Below are 13,970 nucleotides of genomic sequence, written 5' to 3'. Positions count from 1 at the left end.
TATTTATGTTTCGGACGATGATGAACGCGAAAATTCACCGTGCTCGTGTGACGGAGGCGAATCTTAACTATGTTGGGAGCATTACAATCGACACAGATATACTCGATGCTGTCGGTTTAGTTGCAAATGAAAAAGTACAAATTGTTAATAATAATAATGGTGCTCGATTCGAAACATATATTATCCCTGGCCAACGCGGCAGTGGAGTTGTCTGTTTAAATGGTGCTGCAGCTCGTCTTGTACAAGAGGGAGATGTGGTCATCATCATATCTTATGCGCTCGTTGCGGAAGACAAGGTCCGGTATCACCAACCAAAAGTGGCGATAATGGATGAAAATAATCGGATTGTAGAGATGCTCTACGCAGAGCCAGAGAAGACAGTCCTTTAAGCTTCCGCTTTAGCGGGAGCTTTTCTTTTTATGAAAGTTTAGAATTATTCGTAACTCACGCTGAACAGATTGTAATCTTCGTAAAAGGCGCTGACTAGCTGTTTAAAGGCTTTTTTATTTTCCGCTTTTATGATACCGTTGAATGACTGAATATAGAGGTGTTACATGATGGGCAATAAATTTGTTGTCGTTGACTTAGAAACTACTGGGAACTCACCTAAAAAAGGGGACCGCATTATTCAAGTTGGCGCGGTTATCATTGAAGATGATAAGATTACGGGACAATATTCCTCACTCGTAAATCCAGGAAAGCCGATTCCAGCATTTATTGAGGAGTTAACAGGGATTAATGATGAAATGGTCGCAAATGCACCAACCTTTGAGGAAATTGCGAGTGATATCGTCGAGCTTCTTGACGATGCCTTTTTTGTGGCACATAATGTTTTTTTTGATCTTGGTTTTTTGCAAGAAGAGTTACAAATTGCAGGTCATGAAGGATTTTATGGGCCCATTATAGACACCGTTGAACTCGCTAGAATCTTGTTTCCAACAGCTGATGGTTATAAACTTTCAGATTTGGCAGCTAAGGAAGGGATTCACCATGATCGCCCTCATCAGGCGGACAGTGATGCTTATGTGACGGCTGAGTTGTTATTAATTTTACTATCTAAAACTGAGTCCTTTCCCAATATTACAATCAAAAATCTCACAAGGATATCTGCTGGTCTAAAAAGTGATGTCTATCTGCTACTTGAAGATATTCTTCAGGAAAAGGAACGAAAGGTAAACGAATATCTCCCGAATGACGTAGAAGTTTACCGAGGAATTGCACTAAAGAGAGAAATCAACCAGTTTGACACAACCCAGCATTCTGTTTGCGCCTTTCCTAAAGAGGATGAAGAGAAGCAAGAATTATTAAAAAAAGCAATGTCTTCTTTTGAATCTAGACCTGGGCAATTAGAGATGATGGACACCATTCATGACGCGTTCATGAATCACTCTCATGCCTTAATAGAAGCGGGGACAGGGATTGGGAAATCTCTTGCGTATTTGATCCCAGCTGTCTATTATTCGAAAAATAGTCGAAATAAGGTGGTTATTTCAACATTTACGACGCAGCTTCAGCAACAGTTACTGGTTAACGACCTTCCAAAGTTGAGGAAGATATGTGATTTTCCGATTAAAGCCGTTTTGCTAAAGGGGCGTAGTCATTACATAAATTTAGTCAGGTTTGAACACTCGCTTCGAGAAGAGGATGATAATTACGACACAACTCTGACTAAAATGCAAATCCTTGTTTGGCTTATGGAAACGAGTACTGGTGACTTTGATGAATTAAATCTCTCAAGTGGTGGTTTAATTTATTGGAATAAAATAAAAAATGTTCCCATCCAATTTTTGAAATCAAGACAATGGGAATCACGTGATTTCTATTTAAGGGCTCGAAGAGAGGCTGAAGATGCCGATTTAATAATCACTAATCACTCGATTTTATTGACAGACTTTGTATCGGAAGAACCTTTTATTCCCCCATATGATTATGTTGTTCTTGATGAGGCGCACCAGTTTGAAAAAGCAGCTGGAAAACATTTTGGCCAAACCCTGGATTATTTGTCCGTTAGACTAATGCTTAACAAGTTTGGACACTATGAGCAAGGACAACTATTTAACAGACTAGAACGGTTGGTGGAAAAGTTAGTTGGAGGCAAGGTGTTAACTCACTCCAAAACCAAGTTGAACGAGCTTGTTAGCAATGTCCAGTTTGAAACTGATGAGCTTTTTAGAGTCGTAATGAACTTTGCGAAAAAGAAAAAAGGACCTAACCAGGCTGGGCACCGGTTACAAGCTTTGCTTTTAAAGTCCGAGGAAGGAACTGAATGGAAATCTTTATTTGTCGTTGCCGAACGTTTTTCATTCCTGCTTAGGGACTTAATCTTAGCCATCGAGGACAGATTGGCATTAGTAGAAAAACATCGACATTTATTAACCGTCGAGGATAAAAGTTTTCTTGAGGAAATAAACAGTCTCATAAAAGAGATGACCAATGTGCGAGTAAAAACTCGTGATTTATTCCTTAAACCTTGTGAGCAGGTTGTAAGATGGATTGAGACAGATTTACGTGCAACGCAAAACATGACCACAGTGTATGGAAGGCCGGCTAATGTTTCAGAACGATTGAAGAACGAATTTTTCGGAGCGAAAAAAAGTGTCATCCTTACCTCTGCATCATTAACGGTAAACCATTCGTTCGATTATCTAAAAAAGGAGTTGGGCATTGGCTCATATCCAATTATTGAAAAACAAATAGCTTCTCCTTTCCATTATCGAGAACAAGTTGAACTCATTGTTCCAACCGATCTGCCCGATATTAAGAGGGTTCCTGAGTCAGAATACATCTCAGCAATAACTGAACACATTATATCAATAGCCGAAGCTACTAGGGGTAGAATGTTAACTTTATTTACCTCTCATGAAATGCTAAAAAAAACCTATGAACTAATAAAAGAAAGTGCCCTTCTAGATGATTTCGCGCTTTTAGCACAGGGGATTACATCAGGTAGCCGAAGTCGACTAATAAGAAATTTTCAGCGTTTTGATAAAGCTATTCTTTTTGGGACCAGCAGTTTTTGGGAAGGTGTAGATATTCCAGGTGAAGATTTATCCTGTTTAATAATTGTTCGTCTTCCATTTTCACCGCCGGGTGAGCCACTAGCGGAAGCTAAGAGAGAACTAACCCTAGAAAGCGGAGGAAACCCATTTACAGAACAAATATTGCCAGAGGCCGTTTTGCGGTTTAAGCAAGGGTTTGGAAGATTAATCAGAACTTCTACTGACAAGGGAATTATCTTTGTGTTTGATAAAAGGATCATTACAACCTCATACGGTCAAGCATTTTTAAATTCAATCCCGGCTGTACCAATTAAGAGGGCTGGTATAGGTGAGATTATTGAATTTATCCACAATTGGCTGCCAAATGAATGATAAGCCTAGGATCAAAAAAAACTGCGCAATTGCTTGCGCAGTCAAAAGAGATGTGTGTGAACCAGAAGAAATTTTGGTTGATTTTTCTGCAAACTGACATATCTACAACAGGAAACACCTGATATAATTGGTGTGTAATGAAAGTAAAGAATTGTATTCATATTGTTCTCTCGAGGTCGGTTTTATATTAGTAACAAATTTTGTTGTGTCAAATGTGGAATAGTGATGGAAAGTAAGATAGAAGGTTTACCTTCTTATAATTGTCGATGTGCTAAATCGTCCATTAAAACATAATGATTTTGATATTCCGGGCTTATTCAAGAAGAGATAGTCTTAACTAAATATTGTACATAGTGAGTGAGTAAAGTGAAAAAATGGATAATCATAAGCATTGTAGTGCTTTTCGCACTCGGAGTAGGTCTAGTCTCAGTTTATTTAAATGCCACGAAGCCACTCAGGGTTGCTGAAGACAAATCAATTGAATTGGTTAAGGAAAAATTGGATTTGTCCAATTTCAGTGATTTTAATGTATACAATGGTGAAAGTACCTACTATGTTATGACAGCTGAAAATCAAAATGACGAGCAAGTTTATGTATGGGTTTCGGAAAATGGGAATGAAATTATTACAAAACAGATGGATAGTGGTCTGAATAAAGAAGAAGCTGTCAACACTGTTTATGCAAATAGAGCTCCTAAGGAAATTATTACTGTCCGGTTAGGGATAACCGAAATACAGAAGACGAAACGTCCAGCTTGGGAAATTTACTATCGGACTGAAAATGGCCTTTTAAATTATTATTACGTTGATTTTGAAACAGGCGAAAAGTTGCGAGCAATTGATAATTTTTAGATATAGAAAACATGGGAGGTACTAGGATGAAAATTGAACTTGCGAAAAGAGTGAAAACATTAACACCTTCAACAACTTTAGCGATTACAGCAAAAGCTAAGGAGATGAAAGCGGAAGGGTACGACGTAATTGGATTAGGTGCAGGTGAGCCTGACTTTAATACTCCTCAGCATATTATCGATGCTGCCATCCAATCCATGGAAGCAGGACACACAAAATATACACCTGCAGGTGGGTTACCAGCATTAAAAAAAGAGGTTGCTGCTAAGCTAAAAAAGGATCAGGGCCTGGATTACGAACAAAAGGAAATCATTGTAACAAGTGGGGCAAAACATGCTTTATATACATTGTTTCAAGTGCTTCTTGATGAAGGGGACGAAGTCATTATCCCGATTCCATACTGGGTGAGTTATCCGGAGCAAGTTAAGCTGGCTGGTGGAACTCCGGTTTATATTGAAGGTTCAGAAACCAATGACTTTAAAATTACCCCTGAGCAGCTTGAGGAATCTATTTCGGATAAAACAAAAGCTGTCATTATTAATTCACCAAGCAACCCTACAGGCATGGTCTATTCTAAGGATGAATTAAAAGCATTAGGGGAAATTTGTATTGCACGGGGAGTTCTTATTGTTTCAGATGAAATTTATGAAAAATTAATGTATGGGGAAAACAAACATATATCCATTGCAGAAATATCCCCTGAGTTAAAAGCACAAACAATTTTAATTAACGGGGTATCAAAATCGCATTCCATGACAGGCTGGAGAATAGGTTATGCAGCAGGAGACAGTGAGATCATTAAGGCAATGACCGATTTGGCCAGCCACAGTACTTCTAATCCGACGTCAAATGCTCAGTATGCAACAATTGCTGCGTATTCTGGTAGTCAGGAGCCGGTTGAAGTTATGCGAAGAGCTTTTGAAAGCCGTTTGGATATTATCCATGCTAAGTTAATTGAAATTCCTGGTGTTACTTGCATCAAACCTCAAGGCGCTTTCTATTTATTCCCTAATGTTAAGGAAGCTGCTAAGATAACTGGCTGCAAAGATGTAGATCAATTTGTTGAAAGACTACTAACTGAAGAACAGGTAGCAGTTGTCCCAGGTTCAGGTTTCGGTTCCCCAGACAATATCAGATTATCGTATGCAACTTCTTTAGAATTACTTGAAAATGCTGTTGAGCGCATTATGAATTTTGTTAAATCTAATCAAAGATAAATTTTAGCGCGGGTGGCCATCGGTTCGGGCCTCCGCCTTTTTATGGTAACAGGTGCTTATAGTGTCATTGGATGCTCCTTGGGAAGGAAATAACCCCCAAGGGTTCGTCTTATGCCTGTCGGGCTTGAACAAGGCGCTTCCGCTTTTCGGTTGTCTAGCTGCAGCGCCTAGGCCCTCGGGTCATAAGCCGCCCCCTATAGGAAGGCAAAGCCCGCCTTCTAATAGGGTTCGTCTTATGCCTGTCGGGCCTGTGCAAGGCGCTTCCGCTTTTCGGTTGTCTAGCTCCAGCGCCTAGGCCCTCGGGTCATAAGCCGCCCCCTATAGGAAGGCAAAAACCGCCTTCATATAGGGTTCGTCTTATGCCTGTCGGGCCTGAACAAGGCGCTTCCGCTTTTCGGAGTTGCTCTTATTTTTATCGAAAGTTATAATAGTACACGTACATAGCATCATTTAGTTTTACTTAGTTTTGGAGGGAAACATACATTGAATAAAACAACGATTTCAGAAGTACATAAATATGTAGACCAAGAGGTTAAAATCGGCGCTTGGTTAGCAAATAAGCGTTCGAGCGGGAAAATTGCCTTTTTGCAACTTCGTGACGGGACAGGCTTCATCCAAGGAGTTGTCGCCAAGAGTGATGTGGGCGAAGAAGTTTTTCAGGAAGCGAAATCAATTACTCAAGAATCTTCTCTATATGTAACTGGGAAAGTACAAAAAGACGAACGCTCCCCATTAGGCTATGAATTGTTAGTCACAGGTGTAGAGCTGATTCATCAAGCTGTAGATTATCCCATTACACCTAAAGAACATGGAACTGAATTTTTAATGGACCACCGCCATCTCTGGCTTCGTTCAAAGCGTCAACATGCTGTCATGAAAGTAAGAAATGAAATCATCCGTTCTACTTACCAATTCTTCAATGAAGAGGGATTTACAAAAGTAGATCCACCAATTTTAACAGGAAGTTCTCCTGAGGGTGGAAGTGAACTGTTCCATACAAAATACTTTGAAGAGGACGCTTACCTCTCACAGAGCGGTCAGCTTCATTTAGAGGCAGCTGCAATGGCTCTTGGTAAGGTATTTTCATTCGGACCAACCTTTAGGGCTGAGAAATCTAAAACACGTCGTCACTTGATTGAGTTTTGGATGATTGAACCTGAAATGGCATTTTATGATCATGAAGATAGTTTGAAGGTGCAAGAAGAGTATGTTGCTTATATTGTTCAATCTGTCCTGAAAAATTGTCAGGTAGAACTCAAAGTTCTTGGTAGGGATGTATCTAAACTTGAAAAAATCCAAGCTCCATTCCCTAGAATCACATATGATGACGCCTTGAAGCTATTGCATGAAAAAGGGTTTACAGATGTTCAATGGGGAGATGATTTCGGTGCTCCTCATGAAACAGCTATTGCAGAGAACTATGATAAGCCTGTATTTATAACGCATTATCCAACGGAGTTAAAAGCGTTTTATATGCAACCAGCACCGGATCGTCCTGAGGTTGTATTGTGTGCCGATTTGATTGCACCTGAGGGGTACGGGGAAATCATTGGTGGTTCAGAACGAATTCATGATTATGACCTTCTGAAACAGCGTTATGAGCAGCATGATTTGCCAATGGAAACCTATAAATGGTACTTGGAATTACGTCAGTACGGCTCCGTGCCTCATTCCGGGTTTGGCCTGGGTCTTGAGCGTACTGTTGCTTGGATTAGTGGGGTGGAACATGTCAGAGAAACCATTCCGTTCCCACGGCTACTTAATAGACTGTACCCTTAAAGGTAAGAGAAAAACGTCCTTTCTAGCTTTAGCTAGCCAAGGGCGTTTTCTTTTTCACTTTATTTCCAACGTTAATCTTTTTGTATCCAGTTACTTGTCACAGATGTTCATGTTATACTTAGAAATGAGGTGTTCGGTATGCAAAAAGCTGATTTCGTCGAATGGCTGCGTGAGGGAACAATATCAATTCCAGCAGCTTTATTAACTGAATATAAAAATATGCACTTATCAGAACAAGAACTTGTCCTGCTTCTCCAGGTTCTTCACTTTTCGGAAAAAGGGAATGATTTTCCGACTCCAACTGAGCTCTCCGGCCGTATGGCAATGTCAGCATTTGATTGTACGGAAATTCTTAGATCTTTGATTCAAAAAGGGTTTATTGAAATTATTGATGGCGATTCTACAGATGGTATTCGTTTTGAAAAGTATTCTTTAGATCCGCTTTGGGATAAGCTTATTGACCGATTTATGCAGAATAGGAAGCAAGAAAAGGTCAACGCAAGGCAAGTTGAAGAATCCGATTTATATACTTGTTTTGAAAAGGAATTTGGTCGACCATTATCGCCATTTGAATGTGAAACACTTGCAATGTGGATGGATGATGATCATCATGATCCTATTATCATAAAGGCTGCACTGAGAGAATCAGTCATTTCAGGTAAGTTAAATTTCCGCTATATAGATCGGATTTTGTTTGAATGGAAGAAAAATGGCATAAAGACGATTGAACAGGCAAAAAGCTATGGTAGAAAATTCAGGCAGCATCAGGGACAACAAAAAAGTGTCCAGAAAGAAGTAAAACCACAAACAAGGCCGGTACCATTTTATAATTGGTTAGAACAATAAACATAGTAGCAGTGAAACGAGAGAAGAATCTCTCGTTTTTTATTCATATAAAAAAAATAGGTGAAGGTATATGCTAAATAAAACTCAAATTAGATATTGTCTCGATGAAATGGGAAGAATGTTTCCTGAAGCGCATTGCGAATTGAATCATTCTAATCCATTTGAACTAGTTGTTGCGGTTGCATTGTCAGCTCAATGTACAGATGCATTAGTTAATAAAGTAACGAAAAATCTCTTTCAGAAATATACGAAGCCAGAAGACTATCTCAATGTCACACTAGAAGAGCTACAGAACGATATTCGATCGATTGGACTATTTCGTAATAAAGCGAAAAATATTCAAAAGCTTTCTAAAATGATTATTGAAGATTACGATGGACAAGTCCCTAATGATCGGGATGAGTTGACCAAGTTGCCTGGTGTTGGAAGAAAGACAGCCAATGTAGTAGTTTCAGTAGCTTTTGGTGTACCGGCAATTGCTGTAGATACACATGTAGAGCGTGTTAGTAAACGCCTAGGGTTTTGCCGGTGGAAAGACTCTGTCCTTGAAGTTGAAAAAACCTTAATGAGAAAAGTACCAGATGAAGAGTGGTCGGTCACGCATCATCGAATGATTTTCTTTGGTCGATATCATTGTAAAGCACAAAATCCTCAGTGCGAAGTTTGTCCTTTGTTAGATTTATGTAGGGAAGGAAAAAAACGGATGAAAACGAAAGAGCGGGCATAATAATGGGAAAATACTTCGAGGTTCCAATCGAATTACAAAATTCTTTTTTCTTTCCCGAGTGTTTAATTGAGTGGGAGGACAATTTAGTTACAACGTTTAACCCTAACCATCCCTTCCAATACGAATTAGGTTACTACGCCGGAATGGAAGGTCTAAGGCCTTGGGAAACGCCAGAAGAGGGAATCCCGTTATTACTTAAGGAATGGAAAAAGATTAAAGGGCAACTTGAAGAGCTGTTTGCTACTAGAAAGACTGGAGCGGCAATTGAACCAATGAAGCAATCAATCGCTTTATTTGTTGAAATCTTGTTTTGGACTAATAAAGGCCCCGTTCGATTTCCATTGATGCATATTGAAGAGTTAAAAATAAAACCTGTTAATGTTATAGAAAGGCTTGAATTTATCATCGCAAAACCTCAGCTTTATCATTCCTATATTCAGCTTTCAGAATTATTGATAGAGCAGGAAAAACATTTTATAAAAGAGCGGTTATTAAAAATGAATTCAAAAAACGTCCAAGAATAGTTCCTGGACGTTTTTTTTATGCTTAAGAATCATCTTCATCTTTATCTTCTGTTTCTACTTGGTCGTCGTTACCGTTTCCAGTTCCGTTATCATTGCCATTGCCATTGCCATTGCCATTGCCACTTCCGTTACCGTTGCCATTGCCATTCTCGTTACCGTTCCCATTCCCTTCGCCACCGCCATCATTCTCTTCGTCGTTTCCGTTTTCTTCTTCTACTGGAGGTTCAGCTTCTTCCGGTTTAGGAATCGTTATGGTTGTACTTGCTGCTTCACTTCTCTGCTCACCACGAACGGCGGTTACTTTAAACGTGTAACTTCTACCAAGGTCAGGATTAGCTATTTTCAGTGAGGTGTCCTGTGTTGATTTTAGGAGCTGATCTTGTCCCCCGTCAATCGATGCACTTACTTCAAAGGTAACTCCATCCTCTTCATTTGAGCCCCATGATACAACAATTTCATTAGTTAATTCATCGAATGTTGCCACGAGTTCTCTCGGTGTTGCAAGTTTTTCAAATTTCTTGGAAATTTCGTTTGGTATATTTCCCTTTACAGCATACTCGTAAAGGATTTGATCTTTAGGAGTATATTCACTTGCAAGTTTGGCAGGGATGGTTCCTCTTTCAACCGCAACCTGAACGACACTATCGGGCTTAGTGAAGTCTGGTGTATCGATATTTTCTGAAACCTTAGAAACGATATTTTTGAACAAATGCTGCGGTATTTTTTGTTGATAGCCGTCAGCAAGAAGAGCGTTATCCCTAAATTCGTATCCGGTCCAGACAGCTGCTGTATATCTGCTGGTATAGCCGACAAACCAAGAATCTGGAACTCCGCCATTTGGGATTTTCCATTTGTTGATTTCGTCTTGAGTATAATTAGTTGTACCTGTCTTTCCAGCAACTGAAAGGTTTGCTATATTTGCCGCAGTTCCAGTACCATTGCGAACGGCAGTTTTCAACATATCTGTAATCATGAAAGCGGTATAATCCTTCATCGCTACTTCTGTTTCAGGAGACATGTCAATTTCAGTATTATCTCGAAGAACAATTTTTTTAATTGCATGTGGTTCAGTATAATAACCGTTATTTCCAAATGCTGCATAAGCCCCAACCATTTCTAGTGGCGATAGCTCATAGGACCCTAATGCTGCAGATTCGGTGAGTTGTTCAGGTAGAGATTCTCCCAGACCCAGATTCTCAGCGAAGTCTCTAGATTTTTCGAGCCCTACTTCTTGAAGGGCTTGAAGTGCAGGAATATTCCTAGACTTCGCTAAGGCCGTCCGCATGGTCATAGGACCTTCATATTTATCGTTCCAGTTTGAAATTGATTCGCCGTTAGAATATTTGTAGGGTTTATCCTCAAGCATATGGTAGGTGCCCCAATTTAAATGTTCAATGGCCGGGCCATAATCCAGTACTGGCTTGATGGTTGAACCCGTCTGACGTTCAAGGTCGGTCGCATAATTCCAACCTCTCTCTCCTGTTCGGTTACGGCCACCACCAATGGCACGAATTTCACCCGTTTGGGTATCAAGAAGAACAATTCCGGCTTGTACATCATTTGGGTAGTCAACGACATCGTTTGTATTTAATGCAGACTCTACATAAGTTTGAGCATCTTGGTCTAATGTCGTATAAATTTTAAGACCATCGGAGAAGATATCAAAGTCTCCTTGTTTTTCTACTTCGTCGATGACTCTGTCAATAAAGGCGTCAAAAGGTTTTTCTTTTCGCTTTGCACGTTCTTCCTCTGGTACTAGAGAATCCGTAACAGGTGTTGCTATCGCTTCCTTCATTTCGCTCTCAGAAATAAACCCATGTTGGTGCATGAGCGTCAAGACAATATTACGACGTTGTTCCGCTCTGTCAGGGTTGGTAAAAGGATTATAATTATTCGGGCTTTGCGGAATTCCTGCTAGTAAGGCTGCTTCATGCAATTCTATCTCATGCAATTCCTTTCCAAAGTAAATCTTTGCTGCAGTCCCAATTCCATGACTATTCTCCGACATAAAAATTTTGTTAAAATACATTTCAAAAATATCTTCTTTTGTATACTTTTGTTCAAGCTGGAATGATAGCCAAGCCTCTTCGGCTTTACGATCAATCGTTTTATCAAATGTGAGGAAATAGTTTTTAACGACCTGTTGGGTGATGGTACTAGCACCTTCAGCGCCAAATCCTTCAGTAAAGTTAGCGATGACGGCCCCTACAAGACGGATTGGATCAAGACCATTGTGCTGGTAAAATCGCACATCCTCTGTTGCAATAACTGCATTTTCAACTATTTCTGGTATATCCTCATATTCTATATAATCACGATTTTCGGAACCTAGCACCGTAATTAATTCATTATCCTTATCATATATTTCTGATGATATTGGGTCTTTCAGCATTGTTTCATCTAGTTTTGGTGCATCTTGTACCATGAAAGCAAATGTTCCGGCGCCAATAAGAAGGCCAACGATTCCTAGGATGACTAATCCAAGAAATATTTTTTTTACTAAGCCTTTAGACGTTTTTTTTCTTTTAGGCTTTTGGCTCTTAGCGGCAATTTGTTTACGGCGTTCCTCGCGAGTTTGAGGTTTATCTGCCATAGGGATTCCATCCTTTCTAAAAAAAGAACATTAAATAAATTTAACTAAGGTTATAAAGATAATTGATTACTTTAATATAGTCAATCCTTGGCTGAAGTCCTAAAGGGATGCGATGTCCTAACTTTTCGATTTCGCCCTTTGTAACCGACTTACGACCACCTTCCTCCATCCTTTTCCAAAACTCAAGAAGATGATGCGCTTGAAGTAGGTAGACTTCCTCCAATGTAGAAAATCGTAAGATGACGAAACAAATCCCATCTTGTCTTAATACCCCACTCATATGTTGGATTTGATGTGGGTGGAAATTTTTAAGTGGAAAGGAACTAGTGAACTTTGTTTCTTTAGCCTCGAAGTCAAGGTATTTCCCTTTATAAACTCCATTGTAATCCGTTGTTGATGCTTGTTTGAAATACGCTTCTTTAATGACTGCAGCACTTCTCTTCGGGTAATCAACCTGAACAATTTGAACAGGGGTTGGCTTTTTGTGTATTATAGCAATTTGACGTTCTAAATAATACGAATTGGTTTCATTTAAGTCTTCTTCGAGCGTCATTCCACGGTTGCTATAGGTACTGTTTTTGACTTTATCCTTTTTGAATCCTTCCGATTTGGCCTTTGGAATATACGGTTTTCCGTTAGGGTAATGAAAGTTCATTAATGACACACCTCACAAACTACTACCTATCATACCAAATCTTCTTCGTTTATGGCTGAATAAAAAGCCTCATTTCATCTTAACCTAATAAGATAAAGGGGGGAGATCGTGATACATAAGGATAAAGGAACCCAACCGAACTTATCTCAACTTGAGGAGAATCTTATTTTTAAGATTCGGTTAGAGACTGAGCGATTCAATGTTGATAATGTTTCCAGAACCTCCGCCTATTTTGACTTTTACCTAAAACACCCTGATATCATCTGGGCTTTTTTAGCCAGTATGGTATCTCGTAATGGCGGCTATAATATGTGCGATTTAGAAGGTGATTGGTTCCCCCTCATTCTCGAACCTCCCGTAAGGAGGACCCTTTTCCAAACATATGAACGTGCAAATTGGACAATATTTCGAGATGCCTTCCCCCAGTTACTCCTTTACCATTATTCGACGAAAATGGGCATGCCTTTGTTTCATTTATTAGTCCATTTAAATATATCTACTTTTATGAAGGGGGAATGGGAATCCTATTGGAAGGAAAGGGACAAGAAGCGGCTCATGGATGCTTTAATCGTAAATGAACAAAATGTGATTCACAGCACGGTCATCGAACATCCTGTTTTTCAAAGAAAAGTATTTAATAGCTTTAGGTTTCTTTTTCAGGACTTCTTTCATTTTAGTGCTGTCCTACTGCCAACTAGAAGAGGAGAGCTTTACGGAGCTAGTGTGAATGGTTTTAAATCGGTGAATAAGCGAATTAATCTTGGAAAAAGAATAGCGTCCATCTTATTTGATCCAGAGCTTTATCCGCTCTTTCTAGATTTTGCCCTAACGACAGAACACACGGGCTCGAGGTACGATTATGAACAGTATCTCTTTGCTGGAAAAAAAAGGGATACACCTTTCTTAAGATGGACATTTCCGGTCATGAATCACCATTACCGAAGACAACCCGATTGGTTCAGAGAAAGAAGATTTCATAAAAACTGGATGAATCCAGCAATCACTCATCGACACCCGATCCATTTAACCAACTGGTTCTTAGATAAACAAAGACAATTTCATACCTTTGTTTCTATAACCGAATTGATAGCGAATAAAACTAAAATGTAAAAAGCAAGGGAAGTCCCTTGCTTCTTGTTTTTCATGTGGTTATTAAGTTGATGGTCTATCTGGGCCTTCAAGCTTTTTATCACCATAGCCTGCCTTTTTTTCTTCTAGATGCTTTTGCTCTTGTTTGTTTTCTTTTTCTTGATTTTTCATTATAACACCTCCGGTTCATAGTTTGTTCAAGTTGAAATTTTTTCATTCGAAGGGACTGTCGAATCTTGTACAGTTTAAAGAAATTGCACTTTCTTTGACGAATCCCTTCTAGTTTTGTCAACCCTAAAGGACATAACAAATGGAAG

11 protein-coding genes are annotated in these 13,970 nt (G+C 39.4%); 9 read left to right on the top strand and 2 right to left on the bottom strand.

Annotated features, from left to right (window positions below):
* Positions 1-5: 5 nt before the first annotated feature.
* From panD to BMX30_RS09980, 8 genes are all read left to right on the top strand, one after another.
* Positions 6-389: an aspartate 1-decarboxylase gene (panD, locus tag BMX30_RS10015; RefSeq protein ID WP_090744509.1), complete on the top strand. Its 384-nt coding sequence runs from the start codon at positions 6-8 to the stop codon at positions 387-389.
* A gap of 165 nt (positions 390-554) precedes the next feature.
* A complete protein-coding gene (gene dinG, locus BMX30_RS10010) occupies positions 555-3,371 on the top strand; it encodes an ATP-dependent DNA helicase DinG (protein WP_342028068.1) in 2,817 nt (938 codons plus the stop codon).
* Between the two features lie 366 nt (positions 3,372-3,737).
* Entirely contained in the window at positions 3,738-4,223 is a 486-nt protein-coding gene (locus BMX30_RS10005; protein ID WP_090744503.1) for a cell wall elongation regulator TseB-like domain-containing protein, read from the top strand.
* Positions 4,224-4,255: 32 nt separating this feature from the next.
* A complete protein-coding gene (locus tag BMX30_RS10000) occupies positions 4,256-5,440 on the top strand; it encodes a pyridoxal phosphate-dependent aminotransferase (RefSeq protein WP_090744951.1) in 1,185 nt (394 codons plus the stop codon).
* Positions 5,441-5,923: 483 nt separating this feature from the next.
* The gene (asnS, locus tag BMX30_RS09995) at positions 5,924-7,219 is read left to right on the top strand and encodes an asparagine--tRNA ligase (protein ID WP_090744500.1); all 1,296 of its coding nucleotides are present in this window, start codon (positions 5,924-5,926) and stop codon (positions 7,217-7,219) included.
* 138 nt (positions 7,220-7,357) lie between these two features.
* Positions 7,358-8,065 (top strand): DnaD domain-containing protein, encoded by a 708-nt coding sequence (locus BMX30_RS09990; protein WP_090744498.1) that lies wholly within the window; start codon positions 7,358-7,360, stop codon positions 8,063-8,065.
* Positions 8,066-8,135: 70 nt separating this feature from the next.
* On the top strand, positions 8,136-8,792 hold the full coding sequence (gene nth, locus BMX30_RS09985; RefSeq protein ID WP_090744495.1) for an endonuclease III: 657 nt from the start codon (positions 8,136-8,138) through the stop codon (positions 8,790-8,792).
* Positions 8,793-8,794: 2 nt separating this feature from the next.
* The gene (locus BMX30_RS09980; protein ID WP_090744493.1) at positions 8,795-9,316 is read left to right on the top strand and encodes a YpoC family protein; all 522 of its coding nucleotides are present in this window, start codon (positions 8,795-8,797) and stop codon (positions 9,314-9,316) included.
* 22 nt (positions 9,317-9,338) lie between these two features.
* Here BMX30_RS09980 and BMX30_RS09975 read toward each other — a convergent pair whose 3' ends face one another.
* Positions 9,339-11,909, bottom strand: coding sequence for a transglycosylase domain-containing protein (locus BMX30_RS09975; RefSeq protein WP_090744490.1), 2,571 nt, complete (start codon positions 11,907-11,909; stop codon positions 9,339-9,341).
* A 40-nt stretch (positions 11,910-11,949) separates the two neighbouring features.
* Entirely contained in the window at positions 11,950-12,564 is a 615-nt protein-coding gene (gene recU / locus BMX30_RS09970; protein ID WP_090744487.1) for a Holliday junction resolvase RecU, read from the bottom strand.
* 108 nt (positions 12,565-12,672) lie between these two features.
* Between recU and BMX30_RS09965 the strand changes: the two genes are divergently transcribed.
* A complete protein-coding gene (locus tag BMX30_RS09965) occupies positions 12,673-13,674 on the top strand; it encodes a DUF2515 domain-containing protein (RefSeq protein ID WP_342028067.1) in 1,002 nt (333 codons plus the stop codon).
* Positions 13,675-13,970: the final 296 nt, after the last annotated feature.

This window comes from Mesobacillus persicus, from assembly GCF_900109925.1.
Lineage (GTDB): Bacteria > Bacillota > Bacilli > Bacillales > Cytobacillaceae > Mesobacillus_B > Mesobacillus_B persicus.
This window is presented reverse-complemented; position numbering and strand designations above follow the sequence as displayed.